We start from the raw sequence: 22637 nt of genomic DNA, 5'->3' as shown, positions 1-22637 counted from the left end.
CCGGGTACCGCACACGGACAGCGGACAGCGCGGACAGCGGACAGCGGAGATCCCCGCGCCCCTGAGAGGGGCGCGGGGATCTCTGTCTTGCCGCCGCGGCCTTGCTGCTGCCGGCTTACCGCAGCCGCCTCACCGCACAGCCGCCTCACCGCACAGCCGCCTTACCGCACCGCCGCCTTACCGCTGCGGCGGAGCTAGAACAGCAGGTTGTACTGGTTGAAGCCGGTGCCGAGGCTCTTGCGCGAGCCGAAGAGGTCGCCGGAGGCCTTGTTGGTGCCGGGGTAGAGCCAGAGCGTGCCGCCCGAGTCGCGGGTCACGACATCGGCGATGCCGTCACCGGTCACGTCGCCGTTGGCCACGTACGCGGTGAAGTTCCAGCCCGTACGCGCCTTGATCCGCGCCGACCAGGGGGCGTGCTCGGCCTGCGTGCCCCGGTACAGGTACAGGACTCCCGAGCCGTCGCGGACCAGCAGGTCGGCGCGGCCGTCGCCGGTCAGGTCGCCGTGGCCGAAGATCTTGACGTTCTTCCATGCCTTGTTCACGACCTTGACGCGGCCGTAGAACTCGCCGTTGCCCTTGCCGGGGTAGAGGTAGACCGAGCCGTCGGCGTCCACCGCGACCAGGTCGGGCCGGGAGTCGCCGGTCAGGTCACCGGGGACGGCGTACGACTTGTAGCCGCCCCACACCGAGGTGATCCGCATCCACGTGAACTCGCCCGTGGCGTGGTCGAAGTAGCTGCGGTACAGCTTGCCGTCGCTCTTCTCGCGTTCGATCAGGTCCTGGTAGAAGTCCCGGTCGAGGTCGGCCTGAAGGATCCAGCTCGCGGTCTGCCAGCCGTTGCCCTGGTAGGCGCGGGCGGCCAGCGAGGTGCCCTTGCTGTCCTGCTCGAACAGGTTGCCCGAGGGCGTCCGCTCCAGCAGGTCGGCCCGGCCGTCGAAGGTCAGGTCGGTGTCGTCGATCCGGGGCTGGGCCGCCCAGGTGTACGAGGTGACCTTGGTGAAGACGGGGTAGGCGCCCTTGGCGGTGCAGCCGGAGACGCCCCACGACACGATGCCGACGACCTTGCCGCCGACGATCACCGGGCCGCCGGAGTCTCCGTTGCACGGGCTCTTGGTGCCCGCGTCGGTGCCGGTCGCCGGGGTTCCGGCGCAGAACATCGAGCCCTCGATGAAGTCGTCCTCGTGCAGGACGGTCTTCATCGCGCTGTCGCAGGTGGAGTCGGCGACCATCGGCAGGGTGATCTTGCGCAGCTTCGCCGACAGGTCGGCGTCGTCGGCGCCCGAGGTCAGGCCCCAGCCGTAGACGGTGGCGGAGGTGCCCGCCTTGTACGAGGTGCTGTCGCCCGCGGCCGTCAGCTTGATCCACTGCTGTTCCAGCGGGCGGTCCAGGGTGAGGACCGCGATGTCGTTCTGGAGGGTCGTGTCGCTGAAGCGCGGGTGGTTCCACTGGCGGTAGACGCCCGCGACGGTGCCGTGGGTGTCGTCCAGCAGGCCGGTGGCGCCCGCGACGACGGCGCCGTTCTTCTTCCAGTCGAGCCCGGCGACGCAGTGGGCCGCCGTCAGGACCTTGTTGGGGGCGACGAGGGTGCCGCCGCAGAACCAGCCCTCGTCGGCCGCGCTGTCGTAGTACGAGAGCTGGACCATCCAGGGCGCCGAGGAGATCGAGGTCTCGGTGCCGCCGATGATGAACGGCGTCTTCTCGGGCCGCGCGGCAGGCGTCGCCTGGCTCTTGACGGCCTCCACGACGCGGTGGCGCAGTTCCTTGTCGGAGACGGCCGGGGCGGGCGCGGCGGCGGTCTGGGCGGCGACGCCGGGACCGGGCCGTCCGGCCGGTCCGCCGGCCGGTCCGGCAGCGCTCGCGGGCTGCGCCGCGAGGGCGCCGGCGCAGGTCAGCGCCAGCGCGAGAGCGGCCGTCGGAAGCGCCGTGGCGGGGCGTCTCCAGCGGTCGCGCAGGGCACGTATCACTCAGGGCTCCTGGTGTGGGTGCGTGTACTCGTCCGTGTCAGCGGCCCGAGAAGGGCGTACGACGCACCGGCCCGGCCGTCGACGACAACCGCCTGCATGGCGTGCGTCGACCTCGGGCGTAACCGCGGAGCCCCCCTCCGGCACGGCGATCGTAGGCCTCTCCAGCCCCGGAAAGCACGGCCCGCACCGGGACCAGACAAGTGTTCGCCCCGGCCGTTCCGGGGGATCACCCCGCGGCCACCGGCTGTTTGCCTACCGGCCCGAGGGGCGGGGCGGGTCCCGCTGGAGAAGGGGGGCGGGCCGGTCCGGCAACGGGAGTCGGGGCGGCTTTATATGGGGGCCGGGGGGCTTTATCCGAGAGCCGGGGGAGCTTTATATCGGGCATACGAGGTTCTGTCGGGCTTCTCAGCGGCCACTCAGGGCGCTCTCATGATCCGGGGACAGTCTTTTGGACATGACCGAGAGCTTCCGCCGCAGCGGCGAGTACCCCCAGGGCGACGACCACGGGTCCGCGTACCCCCGGCAGCAGTCGCATCCCTCCTCCCCCGTGAACCCCGAGTGGCCCCCGCCGCCGGCGCACCCGCCGGTCCAGCCGGCTCCGGCGGCCCCGCCCGTGCAGGTCGGGCCGGGCACCACCGTGTGGCCGGGCTCCGGTCACGGCGGTGACGGTCACGGTGGTGACGGTCATGGTGGTGGCCGTCACGGCGGTGACGGTCACGGTGGTGGCGGTCACGGCGGTGGCGGTCACGGTGGTGGCGGGCCGTACGGCGGTTATGCCGGGGCCGGGAGCGACGGCCACGGTTCCGCGGGCTCCACCGCCGTCTTCGCCGCGCCGCCCGTCCCGCCGGAGGGCTCGGCCGACGGCCACGCGCAGGGCCCGGCGGCCGGCAAGCGGCGGCGGGCGAAGGGCCCCTTCGCCCTGCTCGCGGCCGTCGCGATCGTGGCCGCGGCGATCGGCGGCGGCACCGCCTACGGCATCCAGGAGCTGACGGGCAACGACACCGTCGCCTCCAGCAGCACCAGCACCAGCGTGGTGCCCACCAGCCAGAAGGGCACGGTCGCCGGCGTCGCCAAGGCCGTCAGCCCGAGCATCGTGGAGATCAGCGCGACCTCGAACGCGGGCTCCTCCACCGGCTCCGGCGTGATCATCACGACCGGCGGCGAGATCGTCACCAACAACCACGTCGTCTCGGGCGCCTCCGAGATCAAGGTGCGGCTGAGCAACGGCAAGTCGTACACCGCGAGCGTCGTCGGCACCGACAGCAAGAAGGACCTCGCGCTGATCAAGCTGGACAACGCCCCCTCCGGGCTGAAGACCGCGACGCTCGGCGACTCCGACGGCGTGCAGGTCGGCGACCAGGTCGTCGCGATCGGCTCCCCCGAAGGCCTGACCGGCACCGTCACCAGCGGCATCGTCTCCGCCCTCGACCGGGACGTGACCGTCTCCACCGACGAGAGCCAGGGCCAGCAGCAACAGCAGGGCGGCGGCAGCGACCAGTGGCCCTTCGAGTTCGGCGGGCGCCAGTTCAACGGCGACACCGGCTCCTCCACGACCACCTACAAGGCCCTCCAGACCGACGCCTCGCTCAACCCCGGCAACTCCGGAGGCGCCCTCATCGACATGAACGGCAACATCGTCGGCATCAACTCCGCGATGTACTCGGCCGCTTCGGACTCCTCCTCGTCCTCGTCCAGCGCCGGCAGCGTCGGCCTCGGCTTCGCCATCCCGATCAACACCGTCAAGGCCGACCTTGCCTCGCTGCGGGCCGGCGGCTCCGACAACTGACGAGGCGCCCGGCCCCGGGGGCGCCCCCGGGCCCACCACACACCAGGCCCCGGCCCGCCGCCGTACCGTACGAAGCTGATCCATTCCGGGACAGCCCGGAACGTGCGAGGCTGAAAGCGCCCGGCCGACGTCCGGGCGCGCCGCGACCCGACCCACCCGAGGAACCCACATCCATGACCACCGCCGAAGGCGACCGTGACACCCAGCGCATCCTGATCGTGGACGACGAGCCGGCGGTGCGCGACGCGCTCAGGCGCAGCCTCGCCTTCGAGGGCTACGACACCGAGGTCGCGGTCGACGGCGCGGACGCCCTGGAGAAGGCGACGGCCTACCAGCCCGACCTCGTCGTCCTCGACATCCAGATGCCCCGCATGGACGGCCTCACGGCGGCCCGCCGGATGCGCGGCGCGGGCACGACCACGCCGATCCTCATGCTGACGGCCCGGGACACGGTCGGGGACCGGGTGACGGGACTGGACGCCGGCGCGGACGACTACCTGGTCAAGCCCTTCGAGCTGGACGAACTCTTCGCCCGCATCCGGGCGTTGCTGCGGCGCAGCTCGTACGCGGCGGCAGCGGGCGCCGTCCCGGAGGACGACGCGCTGACCTTCGCCGACCTGCGGATGGACCTGTCCACGCGGGAGGTCACCCGGGGCGGGCGCCCGGTGGAGCTGACCCGTACCGAGTTCACCCTGCTGGAGATGTTCCTCGCCCACCCGCGCCAGGTCCTCACCCGCGAGCAGATCCTGAAGGCCGTCTGGGGCTTCGACTTCGAACCGTCCTCGAACTCCCTCGACGTGTACGTGATGTACCTGCGCCGCAAGACGGAGGCGGGCGGCGAGCCGCGCCTCGTCCACACGGTCCGGGGCGTGGGATACGTCCTGCGGTCGGGCGGCGCGGAGTGAACAAGGTCGTCCGGCTGGTCCGGGCGCTGCCCCTCCGGTCCCGTCTGTCGCTGCTGACCGCGGCGGCCGTGGCCTTCGCGGTGGCGGCCGTCTCCGTGACCTGCTGGTTCATCGTCCGCGACCAGCTCTACAACCAGCTCGATGAGCAACTGCGCAGCGAGCAGGTCTCGCCGCCGCTGCTCCAGGCGATGCTGCGCAACTGCCAGAGCAGCGACCCCCAGGCCATTCCGCAGGCACCCAACTCCCCCATCGTCACGATCCTCTACTCCGACGGTTCCACCTGTGTGAACCCCGGGAGCAGGACCGTGCCGGTCCAGGGGTCGGACCTGGCGGTGGCCAAGGGCACCGAGTCGAGCGCCATGCACTCGGCGACGAGCACCAGCGGACTGACCGTACGGGTCTTCACCCAGCAGGTCTTCGACCGTGACACCCGGCAGGTGCAGACAGGCATCGCCGTCTCCATCGCCAAGCCCCTGAACGAGATCACCGAGCCGCTGTCCTCCCTGGCGTGGATCCTGCTCGTCGTCTCCGGCATCGGAGTGGTCGGCGCCGGTGCCGCCGGGCTCTGGGTGGCCCGGGCCGGGCTTCGGCCGGTGGACAAGCTGACGGAGGCCGTCGAGCACGTCGCCCGGACGGAAGACCTCACCATCCGCATCCCCGTCGACGACGACAGCGAGGACGAGATCGCCCGCCTCTCCCGCTCCTTCAACTCGATGACCGCCTCCCTCGCCAACTCCCACGAGGTGCAGCAGCAGCTCATCGCGGACGCCGGGCACGAACTGCGCACCCCGTTGACCTCGCTGCGGACGAACATCGAACTCCTCACCCGGAGCGAGGAGACGGGCCGCCCGATCCCGCCGGCCGACCGCAAGGCGCTGCTCGCCTCGGTGACCGCGCAGATGTCCGAGCTGGCGGCGCTGATCGGCGACCTCCAGACGCTGTCCCGGACGGACGAGGCGCACACCGGCGACCGGGTGGAGGTCGTGGCGCTCCGGGACACCGTGGAGGCCGCCCTGCGCCGGGCGCGGCTGCGCGGCCCGGAGCTGACCATCACGGCGGACCTGGACCCCTGGTTCGTCCGGGCGGAGCCCGCCGCGCTGGAGCGGGCCCTCGTCAACATCCTCGACAACGCGGTGAAGTTCAGCCCGCCGGGCGGCACCGTCGACGTACGGCTGCACGCGGGCGAGCTGACCGTGCGCGATCACGGTCCGGGCATCCCGACCGACGAACTCCCGCACGTCTTCGACCGTTTCTGGCGTTCCCCGGACGCGCGGGCCCTGCCCGGATCGGGCCTCGGCCTGTCGATCGTGGCCCGCACGGTCCGGCAGGCCGGCGGCGAGGTGTCGCTGCGCCCGGCCGAGGGCGGCGGCACGGTCGTCTCCGTACGGCTGCCCGGAGCCCCCACCGCGCCGCCCGAACTCCCCTGACCCGGAGGGCGGACCCGGCTCAGTACCCGACCCGGAGGGCGGACCCGGCTCAGTACCCGACCCGCAGGACAGGCCCGGCTCAGTACCCGACCCGCAGGACAGGCCCGGCTCAGTACCCGACCCGCAGGACAGGCCCGGCTCAGTACCCGACCGGCAGAACAGGCCCGGCTCAGTACCCGACCGGCAGAACAGGCCCGCTCAGTGCCCGACCCGCAGGTCCGTGCCCGCCACCTCGACCCGGATGCCGTCGCGCTCGACGCGCACATCGCGCAGGTTCACCGATCCGTCCGCCGGGTGCGGGAGCTGGAAGCCCAGGGAAAGCTGGTCGGCGAGGACGGGCCGGGTGAGCCGGGTCAGGCCCTGGAGCAGCGCCGGGTCGAAGCCGAGGCGCCTGAGCAGCTCCGGGTGGGCGGCGGCCACGTCGAGGAGGTTCAGCCGCATCGCCTGGTGGACGAAGGCGGGCGCCCCGGTCAGGGAGGCGAGCTTCGTGTCGTCGCGCAGCGCCTCGCGCACCGCCGTGTCGGGCACTCCGAGCCGGTGGACGATCGAGGGGACGGCGAGCAGCGCCCGCGCCTTCGCCGCCTCCTTCCCGAGGCGGGCGGCCGTGTCCCGGGTGAGGTGCAGGCCCTCCGAGGCGCGCGCCCCGGGGCGATAGGTCGCCAGATCGCCGATGTCCAGGCGCATCCCGCCGATGTGGGTGGAGATCCCGCGCGCGCCGTCCCGCCGGATGCGCGCGTCGGCCCGCACCTGGAGATCGTGCCCGGCGACGGGCAGCGTGCCACGCGCCCGCACCCGGTCGCGGCCGTGCCCGGTGAACGTGACCTGGGAGGCGCCCAGTTCACGGTTCAGATCGTCGAAGGACAGCAGCACCTCGCCGTGCATCTCGGGGATACGGGCGCCCCGCACGGAGGTCGGACCGTCGCCGTCGAGCCGTACGTCCATCGCGGTCGCCGAGACCTCCGCCAGCGAGACCCGGTCCGCGGCCACGTCGGGCACGGTCACCCTCACGGAGTCCAGCCGCCGGTCGGCGAGCTGAGTGAGGAAGGGAAAGCCGCCGATCTCGACCTCGGGCGCGGCGGTCAGATGGAGCTGGTCCTTGAGCTTGCCCGCCGCCCGGTGCTCGGCGTACAGCACCGCCCAGCGGTCGCCGAGGACGAGGAACGCGGCGAGGGCCAGGATGGTGGCGGACGCCTTCACGGCGAAGGGAAGACCGGCGAAACGCCTGCGGCGGCGCCGGCTGCCGCGCCGGTGGTTGGGCGGGGACCAGCCGTCGTCCGGCTCTCCCGGCGGCTCGCCGCCCGGCGGGTCCTCGCGGAGGAACTCCTCCAGGGGCCCGGTGCCGTCGAGGGCACCCAGTTCTTCGTACGGGTTCGGACGGGGATGCGTGGCTATGCGGTGGGGGGTACGCATCGTCTCATCCGACCATGCGTACCGCCCCTGACCGCAACTGCTACCGCCCGTATGCGATCAACTTCACGATCGACACAGGCCTCGGGGGCCCCGGAGGTGTCGGGGCCCCGGGGTGTCGGGGACCCGGGGTGTCGGGAACCCGGATGCCTACTGGACGATGGTGATCCGGTCCGCGGCCGGCACCGGGTACGGCGCCGTGGCCGAGGAGGTGGCCGTCAGATAGGTCTCCAGCGCCGCGAGGTCGTCGTTGCCGACCCGGACGTTGGTGCCCTTGCCGAGTTCCGCGAAGCCGTCGCCGCCGCCCGCGAGGAAGGAGTTCATCGCGACGCGGTAGGTGGCGGCCGGGTCGATCGCCGTGCCGTTGAGCTTGACCGAACCGGCGACGACCCGGGCCGCGCCGGTCTTCGTCAGGTCGAGGGTGTAGGTGAGGCCCTTGGAGATCTGAAGGATCTTCGGGGCGGCCTCGTTGGCACCGCTGACCTGCTGCTGGAGCGCGGTGACCACCTGGGCGCCGGTGAGGTCGACCAGGTTGACCGTGTTGGCGAACGGCTGGACCGTGTACGCCTCGCCGTAGGTCACGACCCCGTCGCCCTCGCCGCCGCTCGCCGCGTAGGTGAGCCCGGCGCGGATGCCGCCCGGGTTCATCACCGCGAGGTCGGCCTCGAGGTCGACGGACTTCGCGTACGCGAGCTGCGCGTCCGCGATCAGGTCGCCGAGCGGGGACTCGGTGCCGGAGTTGCCGATGTCACCGGCGATGTAGCCGATGGGGCGCGAGGCGATCGGCGCGGACAGCGCGTTCCACTTGGCGATCAGCGACGTCATGTCGGGCGCCTTGGCGACGTCCCGGGTGACCACGTGGTTCGCGGACCGCACCGCCGTACGGGCGATGTCGCCGGTCCAGCGGTCGTAGGTCAGCGTGGTGTCCGTGTAGAGCCGGCCGAAGGAGGAGGCCGAGGTGACCATCCGGGGCCTGCCCGACGGGTCCGGGATGGTGCACGCGTACGCCTGGTGGGTGTGGCCGGTGACCAGGGCGTCGACGGCCGGCGTGACGTGCTTGGCGATGTCGACGATCGGCCCGGAGATGCCGTCGCCCGCGCCGGGGCTGTCACAGTCGTAGTTGTACGACTGCGAGGCGGGCGCCCCGCCCTCGTGGATCAGCGCGACGATCGACCGCACACCCTGCCGCTGGAGTTCCTTCGCGTACTTGTTGATCGTCTCGACCTCGTCGCCGAACTTCAGGCCCTTGACGCCCTCGGCGGAGACGATGTTCGGCGTGCCCTCCAGCGTGACGCCGATGAAACCGACCTTGACGCCGTTCTTCTTCCACACCCAGTAGGGCTTGAGGATCGGCTTCTTGGTCTTCTCGTCGGTGACGTTCGCCGCGAGGTAGGGGAAGTCGGCGCCCTTGAACTTCGCCTTCTTGTCGTAGCAGCCGTCCGTCGGGTGACAGCCGCCCTTCTGCAGCCGGCCCAGCTCCTTGGCGCCCTCGTCGAACTCGTGGTTGCCGACGCTCGTCACGTCCAGGTCGAGCTTGTTCAGCGCGTCGATCGTCGGCTCGTCGTGGAAGAGCCCGGAGATCAGCGGCGAGGCGCCGACCATGTCACCGGCGGCGGCGGTGATCGAGTACTTGTTGCCCTTGCGGGCGCCGCGCAGATGCGTGGCCAGGTACTCGACGCCACCCGCGTCGATGGTCTTCGTCGTGCCGTCCGGCTCCAGTTCGGTGACCCGGCCGGAGGAGCCGGCCGGCGGCTCCAGGTTGCCGTGCAGGTCGTTGAAGGACAGGAGCTGGACGTCCTGGTAACGGCCGCTGCCGTGGTGGTGCAGCGGGGTCGCCTTGTCCTGGTGCGCGCTCGCGGGCATCGCCGCGGCCAGCGCGCCCACGGTGGCGAGGCCCGCGGCGGCGGCGAGGAGGCGGCGAGTTCGTCTGTGCCGGAAGGTGGGCGGCATGGTTCCCCCCTGGAGAACGGTGAGAGGCGAAAACGGTGGTCGTGACCTGGCTACGGCTGTCGCTGGAGCTGTTCCTCCGGCTACGGCTGGAGCTGTTCCTATGGCTACGGACTACGGATGGCTACGGACTACGGACGACGGACTACAGCTACGGCTGGGGCTACGGCGACGGCTACGGCTGGGTCCACGGCTGGCTCCACGGCTGTGCGGTCTCTGTGACAGCCGTGGCTTTTGCACGCACTTTAGGATCAACGCGCGTAGCGCAACAGGGGGTTGGGGGTTACGGACTGGTTGCCATCGGCTCACCGGCGCCTGACGCATCGCCCTCACCCCCTTCACCGGCCTCCGCCCCGCCACGTTCCGCCTCGACTCCGCCCAACCGCTTGTCCCCCCATCGCCGCGCCGTACCCTCGTATCCATGACCAGCGACGACACGTCACCCCTCGCCAGCTCCCGCACCATCGAGACCCTCTCCGTGCTCTCCCCGGACCAGGCGGAGGACGTGCTCCGGCTGCTCTCGGAGGCGGCCCTTGAGGACGGGCAGCAGGCGGTGTCCGAGCAGGGGCGGCTCCAGCTCAGGGGCGGGGCCCGCGAAGGCGTCCGGCATCTGCTGCTGACCCTCGGCGACGAGCTGATCGGCTACGCCCAACTGGAGGACACCGACCCGGTGGAGGCCCCCGCCGCCGAACTGGTCGTCCACCCGGCCCACCGGGGCCACGGCCACGGCCGGGCGCTCGGCACGGCCATGCTCAACGAGTCCGGGAAGCGGCTGCGCGTCTGGGCCCACGGCGGCCACTCCGCCGCCCGGCATCTCGCCCAGGTCCTCGGCCTCACCCTCTTCCGTGAACTGCGCCAGATGCGGCGCCCGTTGGACGGCCTCGACCTGGCCGAGCCGCGGCTGCCGGAGGGCGTGACCGTCCGCGCCTTCGTGCCGGACCAGGACGACACCGCCTGGCTGACCGTGAACGCCGCGGCCTTCGCCCACCATCCCGAGCAGGGCTCCCTCACCCAGCGCGACCTGGACGACCGGATGGGCGAGCCGTGGTTCGACCCGGCCGGCTTCTTCCTCGCCTTCCGCGGCGACGAACTGGTCGGCTTCCACTGGACCAAGGTGCACGCCGAGGAGGGCCTCGGCGAGGTGTACGTCCTCGGCGTACGCCCCGGCGCGCAGGGCGGCGGCCTCGGCAAGGCCCTGACCACGATCGGGCTGCGCCATCTCGCCGCCCAGGGCCTGCCGACCGCGATGCTCTACGTCGACGCCGACAACAAGCCGGCGGTCACCGTCTACGAACGCCTCGGCTTCGTCACCCACGAAACGGACCTGATGTACCGCACGGAGTCCTGACCTGACACGGATCTGATGTACCGCACGGAGTCCTGACCCGAGACGGACCTGATGTACCGCACGGAGTCCTGACCCGACACGGACCGGACCCGCGACCGGTACGCCGGCCGGTGCCTCGACGCCTTGCCCTCTCGGGGGTCGCCCGCCGGTCCCCTCACCTCACCGGCGGGCGAACCCGGCTCCCCGGAAACCCCCCGCACCGCTCCGGCGCCCGACGACCGCGACTCTCCGGCGCCGCAGCGGCTCGGTCACGCTGCACGCCCCGGCCAGCACCGCCACGACCAGGACGCCCGCCCAGCGCCAGTGGGCGTCGGCCCAGTGCGGGTCGTTCGTCGCGACGAACAGCGCCCAGCGGTCGGGGAGCAGCAGAGCCGCGGCGAAGGTCGTGCCGAGGAGCCCGGCGGCCACCGCGATGCCCGGTTCGGTCGCCTCCGTGTGCCGTAGGGCGACGATCCCCGAAGCCAGGGCGAGGGCGGCGAAGGCCGCCGCCTCCAGGGTCATGGCTCCCACCGGGGGCCGGCCGTCGGCGGGTATGAGGAACAGGGCCGCCGTCCACCACGCCGCGGCCAGCGGGACGACGAGCCCGAGCCGCAGCCCGGTCCGCAGGGGGCGCGGGGCCGGCACGACCGCCGTGGTGTGCCGCGCCGGGTCGTCCAGCAGGAACGCCAGGCCCAGCCCGAGGGCGAGCGCGGCGGCCCGCAACACGTTGAGGCACAGCCACGGGTCGGGCGGGCCGGCGAACATCCGCGGGGTACCGGCCAGCAGCAGCCCCAGGAGGGCACCGACGGCAAGGGCCGTGCGGGCAAGGGAGCGCCACACGGGCCGGACCAGGGCGACGCACACGGCGTACCCCCGGGACTCCCCGGGCCGCCGCCCGGCCTGCCGGGACTCCCCGGCCCGCCGCCCGGCCTCCTCGGCGGGCCCAGACCCCCCACCCGCTCCTACTCCTCGCATGATCCGCTCTCCGAGTCCGCCGGCGTTCCCTTGCCGCCCGCCGGTACGCCGAGCAGTTCGGCGGCCCGGGTCGTGGACGTCTTCGGGGAGGTCAGTTCCGTCCAGTGGGCCTTGACCTTGGCGGCCACGCTGTAGTGCGGCTTCATCAGCAACTCCCTCACCACCGTGGTCTGCTGGGCCGACATGGACATGGGGTTCGTGGGGGCCAGCAGGACGGCGGAGCCCTTGATGCTGTCGTCGAGCCGCACATCGCGGAAGGACTTCAGCGGGTCCGGCTGGGTGCTCAGCGCCAGCCACGCGATGGTCACCACCCGGGCGTCGCACGTCGTCCCCACGTTCTCCTCGGTCCCCGCCACCAGCACCGAGGCCGCGCCGAGCGCGAACTCGGGAACGCGGTTGCCGCCCCAGCGCGTGCCGACCGTCACGGTGCCCGGCGTGGTCGACGGCTCGATCGAGGCGCTGTCCTGAAGCCCGTAGCGGGCGTCGATGCGCTGGCGGACGGTCAGCCGCGCGCCCCCGGCGGAACCACCGGCCCGGGACTGGATGCGGTCGACGACAGCGGCCCAGTCGGCGGTACGGCCGGTCCACTCGGGAAAGGCGCAGTATCTCGAATGCCCGTGGTCGGTGCAGACCTGCACCTTCTCCGGGGTGACGGAGGCCTTCGTGCGGGCGGCGATCAGCGAGGCCGGCTCACCCGGTGACTGGCCGGCCACTCCGACGGCCACGGTGGCGACGGCGGCCACGGACACGCCCGCGATCAGCCGGTTCCGCCCGCCGCTCAGCCACAGGGCGAGGCAGAGCAGCAGGACCGCGAGGCCGGTCAGATAGAGGGCGTGCCAGGCGGCCGGACGGCCGATCAGGTCGGACGGGAAGGGGTCGGCGCCCTCGTCGGAGATGACCGGCCCGAGCCAGGACACCCAGTGGCTGCCCTGGGTCGACGCGGAGACCAGGAGGGTGACGGCGTAGGCGCCGATCACGAACGGCGGCGCGATGAAGCCGACCGGGATCACCCGGGCCAGCAGCACGCCGAGGGCTCCGGCCAGCAGGATCGCCAGCGGTCCCACGGCCAGCTCGGCGGGCGAACCGTGTCCGACGGCGCCGGGCTTGAGCGCGGCCCAGGTGAACTGGAAGCCGACGACCAGCGCGGTGACCGCGGCGAACGGCAGGACGGACAGCGCGTGGGCCAGCGTCCGCCGCCACGGCTCCATGACCAGGACGTCGAAGTGCCGGTCGGTGGAGGCCCGGCGCGAGCGCAGCACCGCGCGGTTCACACCGACGAACACGGCGACGGCCAGAAGCAGCGGGGTGGTCTGGGTGGACCGGTCGACGTCCTGGAGGGCCGGATAGTCGTCCATGCCCTCGCCGCCGGAGAACAGGTGCCACGCGGTGTAGCCGACGTAGAGCGCGAGGAAGAGCAGGACCGGGATCTGGAGGAGCAGTTCGCGTGCCTCGAAGCGGGCGAGGGCGAGGACGGCGGCCGCCCGGGACCGGGGGCTCGGCGTGACGCGCTCGCCGTCGGTGGAAGCGGTGCGCGGGGGTGTCCGCGTGTCGGTGCTCATGCCGCGACCTCCGCGGGCTCGCCGTCGAGAGTGAGCAAGTAGCCGTCTTCCAGGGTCGGTTCGAGGAGGTGGGCGCCTTGGGGCGGGTCGCCTACGTTGCGGAAGGCGCCGGTGCCGGTGCGCCATCCGGCTCTGGCGGCCGGGTCGCGTTCGGTGCTGCTCCATACGTGGCCCGCCGCGCGCTCGGTCAGCTCGGCGGGGGTGCCCTCGAAGCGGATGCGGCCGGCCGCCATGACGATCACGCGGTGGCAGAGCATCGCGACGTCCTCGGTCTGGTGGGTGGAGAGCAGCACGGTGCGGCCCTCCCCCGCCTGGGCGATCAGCTCGCGGAAGCGCATGCGCTGCTCGGGGTCGAGTCCGACGGTCGGTTCGTCGAGGACGAGGAACCCGGGGTCCGCGACGAGCGCGGCGGCCAGTGCCACCCGCTGGCGCATCCCGCCGGAGAGCCGCTTGATGCGCTTGCCGCGCACATCGGACAGGTCGACGGCTTCCAATACGCGCCGCACCTCGCGGTGCCGTGCGGTGCGGTCGGTCAGCTCCTTGAGGATCGCCACGTAGTCGACGAACTCGAAGGCGGAGAAGTCCTGGTGGAAGCCGGGGGTCTGCGGCAGGTAGCCCAGGGTCCGGCGGAGGTCCAGGCGCCCCGCGGTGGTGCCCGGGTCGTGTCCGAGGACGGTGAAGGCACCCCGGTCGGCCGGCACGGCGGTGGCGAGCACCCTCAACAGGGTGGTCTTGCCCGCGCCGTTGGGGCCGAGGAGGCCGGTGACGCCTTCACCGAGGCGCAGCGAGACGTCGTCGAGCGCCTGGGTGCCTCCGAAGCGGAGGCTCAGGCCGGAGGCGGAGACGGTGGGGATCATGCGGCGTTCCTGTCGATGAGGTCGGTGAACGGGAGGCGCGAGGAGTCGAACCGGTCCCGTGCGAGATAGAGGAGTGCGGCGGCCAGGGCCGTGACCGCGCCGGCGACGGCCTGTCCGGCCGCCGTGAACGGCGCGAGGGTGGCGCCGGACGCGGAGGTCGCCTGCGCCACGGCCAGCACGGTCACCCAGCCGCCCGCGACCAGGGCGGGCGCGAGGACCGGGCCGAGCCGGGAGGCCAGCGCGAGACCGCTCGCGGTGAGGGCGAGGGCGGGCAGCAGCCAGGTCAGGGCCCGCAGGCCGTAGGACGGGAGGGCGAGGGTCGCCAGGCCGTTGAGCCCGAGGCCGACGGTGAGCACCGCGACCGTGCGGATCATCAGCAGGCGGAAGCCGTGCAGCGGGGACACGACCGCCATCTCGTACGTCGGGTCCAGCTTCGGGCCGTACGAGAGGGCGACGCCGGCGAGGGGGAGCAGCGGGGCGAGCGCGAGGAACAGTGTCGGGGTGGCGCCCACCTGTGCGGCGTTGGCCGCGGCGACCGTCATGACGAGGACGGCGACGACCGCGCCGAGCCAGGAGCGGCGCAGGACGGGCGCGGCGGCGAGCAGCCGCGCGGTGTGGTCGGCGACGCCGATCCGCACGAGCAGTGATTCGACCGGGCCGGGCCGGGGGGCGTCCAGCTCGGCGTCGAGCCGCTCCCAGCCGGCGTCCAGGGCCACCGGGTCGCTGAGCGCGGCCAGTTCGCCCCGGCACCGGGCGCAGGCGGCGAGGTGGGTGTCGGTGGACCAGAGGCGGGGCGGCACCAACGCGCCCCGCGCATAGGCCCGGAGATCCTCCTCCGGCACATGCCACCCCGTACGCCCGGCGTCCGTCGCGCTCTCCTCGTCCCTCATGCCGCTGTCACCGCTTCCGTGACGGTCGTCGCTCATGCCAACGCCTCCCGCAACTGCTTGCGCGCACGCAGTGCCCGCGTCTTGACCGTGCCCGGCGGGATGCCGAGCAGGACGGCCGCTTCCCGGGTGCTGAGCCCGTCGATCACCGTGGCCTGGAGAACCGCCCGGAGTTCGGGCGAGAGTCTGGTCAACGCGCCCGCCAGATCGCCGTGTTCGACGCCTGCCAGCACGCGCTCCTCCGCCGAGACCTCGTCGCGGTGCCGGAGCCGGGCCAGCGCGCCGCGCAGCCTGCCGCGCGCGCCGTCCCCCCGCATCGCGTCGACCAGCCGCCGCGAGCCGATGCGCCACAGCCAGCCGGCCGGGTCGCCCTCCTCGCGATAGCGGGCCGTGCCGTGCCAGACCGCCAGGAAGGTCTCCTGGATGACGTCGTCGACGATTCCGGGGTCGGCGCACCGGCCGCGCAGCCGCGCCGCCAGCCATGGCGCATACCGCCGGTACAGCTCTTCGAAGGCGCGACGGTCCCCGTCCGCCGCGATGGCCCGCAGCAGCTCTCCGTCGCTTCTCGTTTCCCTCACATCCCCTCATCGGACGAGCCCCACCGATCGGTTCACGCCCGCGCCAAGTTTTTCCGATCACCGCTTTGTGCCTGGTGACAGCCCTGAAACCGACGTCGCACGCGGCGGCCCTCGGCTCCGGACTTGACGGCGGCACCCCCCTTCCACCACCCTTTCACTACTCAATTAGTGAAAGGGTGGTTGTCCGAGTGGTCGCGTACCGCATCGACCGGCGCAGCGGCGTCGCCACCTACGTCCAGATCGTCCAGCAGACGAAGCAGGCGCTGCGCCTCGGCCTTCTCGAACCCGGCGACAAGCTGCCCACGGCCCGCGAGGTCGTGGAGGCCACCGCCATCAACCCGAACACCGTGCTGAAGGCCTACCGCGAGCTGGAGCGCGAGGGCCTGGTCGAGGCCCGGCGCGGACTCGGCACCTTCGTACGCCGCACGCTCGGCGCCGCCCCCGCCGACTCGCCCCTCGGCGAGGAACTCGGCGCCTGGGCCCAGCGCGCCCGCGCCGCCGGCCTGGACCGCGAGGACGTGGCCGCGCTGTTCACCTCCGTACTGGACACACACTTCCCGAAGGGGGACCAGTGAGTTCCACCCGCACCACCCGCCCCACCGCTCACTCGACGGCCGCTGTCGCCGTCGAGGCGCGCGGACTCACCGTGCGCTACGGCAGGCGCTCCGCCGCGGCCCTGGACGACTGCTCCTTCCGTCTCCCGGCCGGCCGGATCAGCGCCCTCGTCGGCCCCAACGGCGCGGGCAAGTCGACGCTCCTGGCGGCGGCGGCCGGACTCGTGCGGCCGGCCTCCGGCACGCTCACCGTGCTCGGCACCACCCCCGCCGAGGCGCGCGGAGCCATCGCCTACCTCGCCCAGAACAAGCCGCTGCACCCCCAGCTCACGATCGCCGAGACGCTGCGTCTGGGTGCCGAGCTGAACCCGGCCCGCTGGGACGCCGCGCGCGCCGAAGCGATCGTGGACCAGGGCGCGCTCGACCCCGGGACCAGGGTCAGGCGGCTGTCCGGCGGCCAGCGGACCCGCGTCGCGCTCGCCCTCGCGCTGGGCAAGCGGCCCGATCTGCTGCTGCTGGACGAGCCGATGGCCGACCTGGACCCGCTGGCCCGCCACGAACTGCTCGGCACCCTGCTGGCGGACGCCGCCGAACGCGGGACCACCGTGCTGATGTCCTCGCACATCGTCGCCGAACTCGCCGACGCCTGCGACCACCTGCTGCTCCTGGGCGCCGGGCGCGTCCGGCTCGGCGGCGGACTGGACGACCTGCTCCTCGCGCACACCCTGGTGACCGGCCGCGGCACCCCCGCCGACCTCACCCCGCACCTCGTCGTCGAGTCGAGCACCGCCGGCCGCGGCCTGACCGCCCTGATACGCAAGGACGGACCGGTGGACGACCGCTGGCAGACCGAACAGCCCTCCCTGGAGGAGCTGCTCCTCGCGCACCTGCGCTCTCCCGCCACCCCCGCGCTGCTCACCCCCGGCACCACCCCGGCCCCCGCGGCGGTGACCCGATGAGCGCCGCCTCCCTGACGACGGCTCCCGTGCGCCGGGCTCTGCCCCGCCCGCGCGGCCTGATCTGGACGGTCCTGCGGCTGCACCGCACCGCCCTGTGGACCTGGACCGCGTTCGTGGTGCTCACCGCCGGCCTGCTGCTGTGGCTCCACGGCCCCGGCGCGGCCCACACACAGCACCTGCTCGACACCTTCGGCTACGCGGGCGTGCAGCGGGACGCCTGGACCGCCGGCGTCGTCGGCTCCCCCTTCTCCGGCGCCTACAACGACCTCTTCTACGCCCCGGCCTCCCTGCTGAACGCGGCCTCGTTCGCGGTCGCCCTCTTCGCGGGCGGCTCCCTGATCACCCGCGAGCTGGAGAACGGCACCGCGCACCTCGCCTGGACCCAGTCCGTCACCCCGGCCCGCTGGCTCGCCGCCAAGCTGGCGGTGCCCGCGCTGTTCATCACCGCCGGCACCGGACTGCTCGTCGCGCTCTACCGGCTGCTGTGGTCCGCGCACAGCGACCTCCTGCTGGCCGGGTACGGACCGCGCTCCCTGTACTTCGCCCTCGGGCCGGCCACCGTCGCCGCGCCGCTGCTCGGTCTGGCCGTCGGCGTGCTGGCCGGGCTCGTCCTGCGCCGCACCCTGGCCGCCCTCACGGTCGCCGGTGTCGTCCAGTTCGCCGTCCTCGCGTTCCGCGCCAACTCCTGGCCCTTCCAGGGCCACTACCAGCAGCCCGAACTGTCCGTCCGCAGCCGGGCCGTCACCTCCACCGGCGCCCGGATCGCCGACCCCGGCTGCCACGAGAGCCGCGCGTGCCTGGCCCGGCACGACATCACCGGCTTCACCCGCCAGTACCTCCCCTCCCCCGACTACTGGCCCCGCCAGCTCCTGGAGACCGGCGTCCTGCTGGCCGCCACCGCGCTCCTGGTCGCCGCGGCCTTCGCCGTCCTGAGGAGGACGTCCACCTCATGAGCGCCCCCACCCTGCGCCGCCCGGCCCCGCACCCGTCCGGCCCGTCCCGGCCGCGCCCCTCCGGCCTGACCTGGGCCGTGCTGCGCCTGCACCGCGCCGCACTGCTCCTGTGGGGCGGCTTCCTGCTCGTCACCGCCGTGGTCCTGGCCTGGATGTACGTCATCGCCCCGGAGGCCCGCGCGGCCGCCGGCCCGGTCACCTCCGAGGGGACCTACCGCACCGGAACCGCCCTGGTCTCCACCGCCTTGTCCTACCTGATGTTCCCGGTGGCGGCCTGGGCCGGCGGGGCGCTGACCGGCCGGGAGCTGGAGGACGGCACCGCGCACCTCGCCTGGACGCAGTCCGTCAGCCCGGCCCGCTGGCTGGCCGTGAAGCTCGCCGTACCGGCCGCCGCGCTCACCGCGGGCACCACCCTCGCCGTCCTGCTCCTCGGCTGGGCGCGCCGCGGCGGCGACCCGCGCCTGGTCGACGCCTGGTACGACCCCGACGTCCACCTCGCGCTCGGCCCGGCCGCCGTCGCCCACGTCCTCGCCGGGCTCGCCCTCGGCGCGCTCGCGGGCCTGGTCCTGCGCAGGGCGCTGCCCGCCGCCGCGGTGGCGTTCGCGCTCACCCTCGTCGTCCACGAGGTGCTGGAGGCGTACCGGCCGAGCCTGTGGCCCGCCTCCACGGTCACCGGACGGGCGGCCCTCGCCCTCCCGCCCGATGCCCTGGACCTGGAGCACGGCGCCGTCACGACCGACGGACAGCGCATCGGGAACGACCTGGCCTGCGTGGGCTCCCAGACCCCGGCGCAGGTCCGTACCTGCATGAAGGAGGCCGGGCTGAGCGACTTCTGGGCGAGCTACCACCCGCGGTCCCACCTCTGGCCCCTCCAGCTCGTGGAGAGCGGGGTCCTGCTGGCCGTCGCGGGGGCCGCGACCGCCGCCGCCTTCGCCCTGCTGCGCCGTCGCACGGCGTAACCGGCGGTATTCCGGGCGGGCGGGCGGCTCGTGGTGGGGGCCCGGAGGCGGTTTCCGGGCGCCTGGACGTCCGGGAGCCGCCCCCCGATAGCCCGCACGTCATGTCCTCGTAACCATCGATTCAGGTGACCTTGCGACCCTCGGGGAATGCAGCCCGCCGTGCCCGAGCCTTCTCCCTCGCCGGAGAACGAGCCCTCGCCGACCACGCGGAGTGAGCGTACGCCGGAGATACGGAATGGCAATTTCCGTATCGCCGCGCTGGCGCCCGCTCTCTCCGACGCGCCGGTCTCGCCTTCGGCGCGGAAGAATGGGTCCATGAATCAGCCAAGCGCCCAGGCACCCGTGCAGCACCCGCAGCCCTCCGTCGGTTCCATCGCCGCACACCGGCCGCACACGGTCGCGGCCAACGTCTCCGACCTGGAGCCCGACCTCGACGCCGACCTCGACGAGTACGAGGACACGGTGCAGGACGGCATCACGCTGCCGCAGGGCCGGTTCCTGGACCGCGAGCGGAGCTGGCTGGCATTCAACGAACGCGTGCTCGAACTCGCGGAGGACCCGAACACCCCGCTGCTGGAGCGCGCCAACTTCCTGGCCATCTTCGCCAGCAACCTGGACGAGTTCTTCATGGTCCGGGTCGCCGGCCTGAAGCGCCGCATCGCCACCGGCGTCGCCACCAAGTCCGCCTCCGGTCTCCAGCCCCGCGAGGTCCTGGAGATGATCTGGGCGCGCTCGCGCGAGCTGATGGCCCGGCACGCCGCGTGCTACCAGGAGGACGTCGCCCCCGCGCTCGCGGAGGAGGGCATCCACCTGGTCCGCTGGAGCGAGCTGACCGAGAAGGAACAGGCCCGCCTGTTCACCCTCTTCCGGCACCAGATCTTCCCGGTCCTGACCCCGCTGGCCGTCGACCCCGCGCACCCCTTCCCGTACATCTCGGGCCTGTCGCTGAACCTGGCCGTCGTCGTACGGAACCCGGTCAGCGGCCACCGGCACTTCGCGCGCGTCAAGGTCCCGCCGCTGCTCTCCCGCTTCCTGGAGGCCTCCCCGAACCGCTACGTCCCCATCGAGGACGTGATCGCGGCCCACCTGGAGGAGCTGTTCCCGGGCATGGAGGTGCTGGAGCACCACACCTTCCGGCTCACCCGCAACGAGGACCTGGAGGTCGAGGAGGACGACGCCGAGAACCTGCTCCAGGCCCTGGAGAAGGAGCTGATGCGGCGCCGCTTCGGGCCGCCGGTGCGCCTGGAGGTCGAGGAGTCCATCGACCGGTACGTCCTCGACCTCCTCGTACGGGAACTGAAGATCTCCGAGGCCGAGGTGTACCCGCTGCCCGGCCCCCTGGACCTCACGGGCCTGTTCGGCATCGGCTCGCTGGACCGGCCCGAGCTGAAGTACCCCAAGTTCATCGCCGGCACCCACCGCGACCTCGCGGAGGTCGAGTCGGCGTCCCCGCCGGACATCTTCGCCGCCCTGCGCGAGCGCGACGTCCTGCTGCACCACCCCTACGACTCCTTCTCCACCTCGGTGCAGGCCTTCCTGGAGCAGGCGGCGGCCGACCCGGACGTCCTCGCCATCAAGCAGACCCTGTACCGGACCTCGGGCGACTCGCCCATCGTGGACGCGCTGATAGACGCCGCCGAGTCCGGCAAGCAGGTCCTCGTGCTGGTCGAGATCAAGGCGCGCTTCGACGAACAGGCCAACATCAAGTGGGCCAGGAAGCTGGAGGAGTCCGGCTGCCACGTCGTCTACGGCCTGGTCGGTCTGAAGACCCACTGCAAGCTGTCGCTGGTGGTCCGGCAGGAGGGCGACACCCTGCGCCGCTACTCCCACGTGGGCACCGGCAACTACCACCCGAAGACGGCCCGGCTCTACGAGGACCTCGGCCTGCTCACCGCCGACCCCCAGGTCGGCGCGGACCTCTCCGACCTCTTCAACCGGCTGTCCGGCTACTCGCGCCGCGAGACCTACCGCCGGCTGCTGGTCGCCCCCAAGTCGCTGCGCGACGGCCTGATCGCGCGGATCAACAAGGAGGTCCAGCACCACAACGCCGGACGCCCCGCGTTCGTCCGCATCAAGGTCAACTCGATGGTGGACGAGGCCCTCATCGACTCCCTGTACCGCGCCTCCCAGGCCGGCGTGCCGGTCGACGTGTGGGTACGCGGGATCTGCGCCGTGCGGCCCGGCGTCACGGGCCTGTCCGAGAACATACGGGTGCGTTCCGTCCTCGGCCGCTTCCTGGAGCACTCCCGGGTCTTCACCTTCGGCAACGGCGGCGAACCCGAGGTGTGGATCGGCAGCGCCGACATGATGCACCGCAACCTCGACCGGCGGATCGAGGCCCTGGTCAGGGTCACCGACCCGGCTCACCGGGCAGCCCTCAACCGGCTGCTGGAGACCGGCATGTCCGACACCACCGCCTCCTGGCACCTCGGCCCCGACGGCGAGTGGACCCGACACGCGACCGACGCGGACGGCCAGCCCCTGCGGAACGTCCAGGAGATGCTCATAGACGCCCGGAGGCGCCGGCGTGGCACAGCAGCACCTTGATCCCCCCACCAGTCCGCCGGCCGGGACGGCCCCCGCGGTCCCGGCCGGGCCCGGCCCGGAAGGTGCCCCCATCGGTGACGCCCTGGCGGGCTATCTCCGGGCCCAGGCCACGGAGTTCCTGCGCTCGCTGCGCCAGCACCGGGAAACCGGCAACGCGGCGGGCGACGCGGGCGACGCGGCGCGTTCCCTGCGCCGCTCCGCCCGCCGGATCAGCGGCAGCCTGCACACCTTCCGGCCACTGCTCGACGCGGACTGGTCGGAGTCGATGCGCCCCGAGCTGGCCTGGCTGTCGGGCACTCTGGCCCGCGAACACGCCTACGCCGCCCGCCTGGAGCGGCTGCTCGGCGCGCTGAACCGGCTCTCGGGGACCACCGCGCTGCCCGCGCAGGCGGGCTCCGCCCCGGCCGCCCCCAAGGGGAACCTGACCGTCGGCGCCGCGAAGGCGGGCGCCCTCCTGGACCGGCAGCTCACCCTCGCGCGGACCCGAGCCCACTCGGCGGCCCTCCAGGCGCTCGGCTCCTCACGGTTCCACGCGGTCGCCGACAGCGTCGCCGTCCTCGCCAGCGAGGTCCCGCTCGCCCCGGCCGCCGACACCACCGACCTGCGCCCGCTGGCCCGCGCGGCACAGGACCGGCTCGCCGACGCCGTCACCGCGCTGCCGCTGGTCACCGCGGGCCACCCCTACAACGCGGAGGCTCTCGTCCACGGCCTCTCCGCGGACACCGCCCCCCAGCCGCAGGACGCGCCCTGGCACCAGGTCCGGCTGCTGCTGCGGCTGCACCGCTACGCGCACGAGGTGCTGAACGGCGGACAGTGCCCCGCCGACGGACGGCTGCTCGGCGCGGGGCAGGCGCTCAACCGGCACCGCGACGCGGCCGAGGCGGCGGCTGCCGCGGCGGCAGCCGCGCGCACCCCGCGGATCGCCCCGGCCACGGCGTACGCGCTCGGGGTGCTCCACGCCGACCAGCGGCACGAGGTGGAGGCGGCCAGGTTCGCCTTCCAGCAGGCGTGGCAGAAGGAAGCCGTACCCACCCCGTGAGGCAGGC

At 73.0% G+C, this 22637-nt stretch carries 18 protein-coding genes; 10 read left to right on the top strand and 8 right to left on the bottom strand.

Annotated features, from left to right (window positions below):
- Nucleotides 1-194 precede the first annotated feature (194 nt).
- Nucleotides 195-1964 (bottom strand): trypsin-like serine protease, encoded by a 1770-nt coding sequence (locus AB0912_RS09895; protein ID WP_366697600.1) that lies wholly within the window; start codon nucleotides 1962-1964, stop codon nucleotides 195-197.
- A gap of 454 nt (nucleotides 1965-2418) precedes the next feature.
- On the opposite strand from AB0912_RS09895, the gene AB0912_RS09890 reads away from it, so the two are divergent.
- The 3 genes from AB0912_RS09890 to AB0912_RS09880 all read left to right on the top strand — a co-directional run bounded on the left by AB0912_RS09890 (nucleotide 2419) and on the right by AB0912_RS09880 (nucleotide 6082).
- Complete coding sequence (locus AB0912_RS09890; protein WP_366697598.1) at nucleotides 2419-3750, top strand: trypsin-like peptidase domain-containing protein; 1332 nt, start codon at nucleotides 2419-2421, stop codon at nucleotides 3748-3750.
- Between the two features lie 173 nt (nucleotides 3751-3923).
- Nucleotides 3924-4655 carry a response regulator transcription factor gene (locus AB0912_RS09885; protein ID WP_366697596.1) on the top strand — a complete coding sequence of 244 codons (732 nt, stop codon included), beginning with the start codon at nucleotides 3924-3926 and terminating at the stop codon, nucleotides 4653-4655.
- Nucleotides 4652-6082, top strand: a complete 1431-nt coding sequence (locus tag AB0912_RS09880; protein WP_366697594.1) for a HAMP domain-containing sensor histidine kinase — start codon at nucleotides 4652-4654, stop codon at nucleotides 6080-6082. Before AB0912_RS09885 ends, AB0912_RS09880 begins: the two co-directional genes overlap by 4 nt.
- A 198-nt stretch (nucleotides 6083-6280) precedes the next feature.
- Here AB0912_RS09880 and AB0912_RS09875 read toward each other — a convergent pair whose 3' ends face one another.
- Both AB0912_RS09875 and AB0912_RS09870 read right to left on the bottom strand, forming a co-directional pair.
- Complete coding sequence (locus AB0912_RS09875) at nucleotides 6281-7492, bottom strand: DUF2993 domain-containing protein (RefSeq protein WP_366697592.1); 1212 nt, start codon at nucleotides 7490-7492, stop codon at nucleotides 6281-6283.
- A gap of 147 nt (nucleotides 7493-7639) precedes the next feature.
- Entirely contained in the window at nucleotides 7640-9439 is a 1800-nt protein-coding gene (locus AB0912_RS09870) for a bifunctional metallophosphatase/5'-nucleotidase (protein WP_366697590.1), read from the bottom strand.
- Nucleotides 9440-9857: 418 nt separating this feature from the next.
- Between AB0912_RS09870 and mshD the strand changes: the two genes are divergently transcribed.
- Nucleotides 9858-10784: a mycothiol synthase gene (gene mshD / locus AB0912_RS09865; protein WP_366697588.1), complete on the top strand. Its 927-nt coding sequence runs from the start codon at nucleotides 9858-9860 to the stop codon at nucleotides 10782-10784.
- A 159-nt stretch (nucleotides 10785-10943) separates the two neighbouring features.
- On the opposite strand, the gene AB0912_RS09860 is transcribed toward mshD, so the two are convergent.
- From AB0912_RS09860 to AB0912_RS09840, 5 genes are read right to left on the bottom strand one after another with little or no spacing between them, the layout of a single operon-like run.
- Entirely contained in the window at nucleotides 10944-11738 is a 795-nt protein-coding gene (locus AB0912_RS09860) for an ABC transporter (protein WP_366697587.1), read from the bottom strand.
- Nucleotides 11726-13297, bottom strand: coding sequence for an ABC transporter permease (locus AB0912_RS09855; protein ID WP_366697585.1), 1572 nt, complete (start codon nucleotides 13295-13297; stop codon nucleotides 11726-11728). Before AB0912_RS09855 ends, AB0912_RS09860 begins: the two co-directional genes overlap by 13 nt.
- Entirely contained in the window at nucleotides 13294-14154 is an 861-nt protein-coding gene (locus tag AB0912_RS09850) for an ATP-binding cassette domain-containing protein (protein ID WP_366697583.1), read from the bottom strand. Before AB0912_RS09850 ends, AB0912_RS09855 begins: the two co-directional genes overlap by 4 nt.
- A complete protein-coding gene (locus AB0912_RS09845; protein ID WP_366697896.1) occupies nucleotides 14151-15044 on the bottom strand; it encodes a zf-HC2 domain-containing protein in 894 nt (297 codons plus the stop codon). The genes AB0912_RS09850 and AB0912_RS09845 overlap by 4 nt, the downstream gene beginning before the upstream one ends.
- A gap of 32 nt (nucleotides 15045-15076) precedes the next feature.
- Nucleotides 15077-15619, bottom strand: a complete 543-nt coding sequence (locus AB0912_RS09840; RefSeq protein WP_366697581.1) for an RNA polymerase sigma factor — start codon at nucleotides 15617-15619, stop codon at nucleotides 15077-15079.
- Nucleotides 15620-15807: 188 nt separating this feature from the next.
- Between AB0912_RS09840 and AB0912_RS09835 the strand changes: the two genes are divergently transcribed.
- The 6 genes from AB0912_RS09835 to AB0912_RS09810 all read left to right on the top strand — a co-directional run bounded on the left by AB0912_RS09835 (nucleotide 15808) and on the right by AB0912_RS09810 (nucleotide 22630).
- The gene (locus AB0912_RS09835; protein ID WP_366697894.1) at nucleotides 15808-16194 is read left to right on the top strand and encodes a GntR family transcriptional regulator; all 387 of its coding nucleotides are present in this window, start codon (nucleotides 15808-15810) and stop codon (nucleotides 16192-16194) included.
- On the top strand, nucleotides 16191-17132 hold the full coding sequence (locus tag AB0912_RS09830) for an ABC transporter ATP-binding protein (protein WP_366697579.1): 942 nt from the start codon (nucleotides 16191-16193) through the stop codon (nucleotides 17130-17132). Before AB0912_RS09835 ends, AB0912_RS09830 begins: the two co-directional genes overlap by 4 nt.
- Nucleotides 17129-18085 carry a hypothetical protein gene (locus AB0912_RS09825; protein WP_366697577.1) on the top strand — a complete coding sequence of 319 codons (957 nt, stop codon included), beginning with the start codon at nucleotides 17129-17131 and terminating at the stop codon, nucleotides 18083-18085. The genes AB0912_RS09830 and AB0912_RS09825 overlap by 4 nt, the downstream gene beginning before the upstream one ends.
- Nucleotides 18082-19044: a hypothetical protein gene (locus AB0912_RS09820; protein WP_366697575.1), complete on the top strand. Its 963-nt coding sequence runs from the start codon at nucleotides 18082-18084 to the stop codon at nucleotides 19042-19044. Before AB0912_RS09825 ends, AB0912_RS09820 begins: the two co-directional genes overlap by 4 nt.
- Nucleotides 19045-19359: 315 nt before the next feature.
- Complete coding sequence (locus AB0912_RS09815; RefSeq protein ID WP_366697573.1) at nucleotides 19360-21591, top strand: RNA degradosome polyphosphate kinase; 2232 nt, start codon at nucleotides 19360-19362, stop codon at nucleotides 21589-21591.
- Nucleotides 21572-22630: a CHAD domain-containing protein gene (locus AB0912_RS09810; RefSeq protein ID WP_366697571.1), complete on the top strand. Its 1059-nt coding sequence runs from the start codon at nucleotides 21572-21574 to the stop codon at nucleotides 22628-22630. The genes AB0912_RS09815 and AB0912_RS09810 overlap by 20 nt, the downstream gene beginning before the upstream one ends.
- The last annotated feature ends 7 nt before the right edge of the window (nucleotides 22631-22637 follow it).

This window comes from Streptomyces sp. NPDC007084, from assembly GCF_040703595.1.
In the GTDB taxonomy this organism is placed as follows: domain Bacteria; phylum Actinomycetota; class Actinomycetes; order Streptomycetales; family Streptomycetaceae; genus Streptomyces.
Note: the sequence above shows the minus strand (reverse complement) of the source record. Positions and strands in the feature narration are given on the sequence as shown.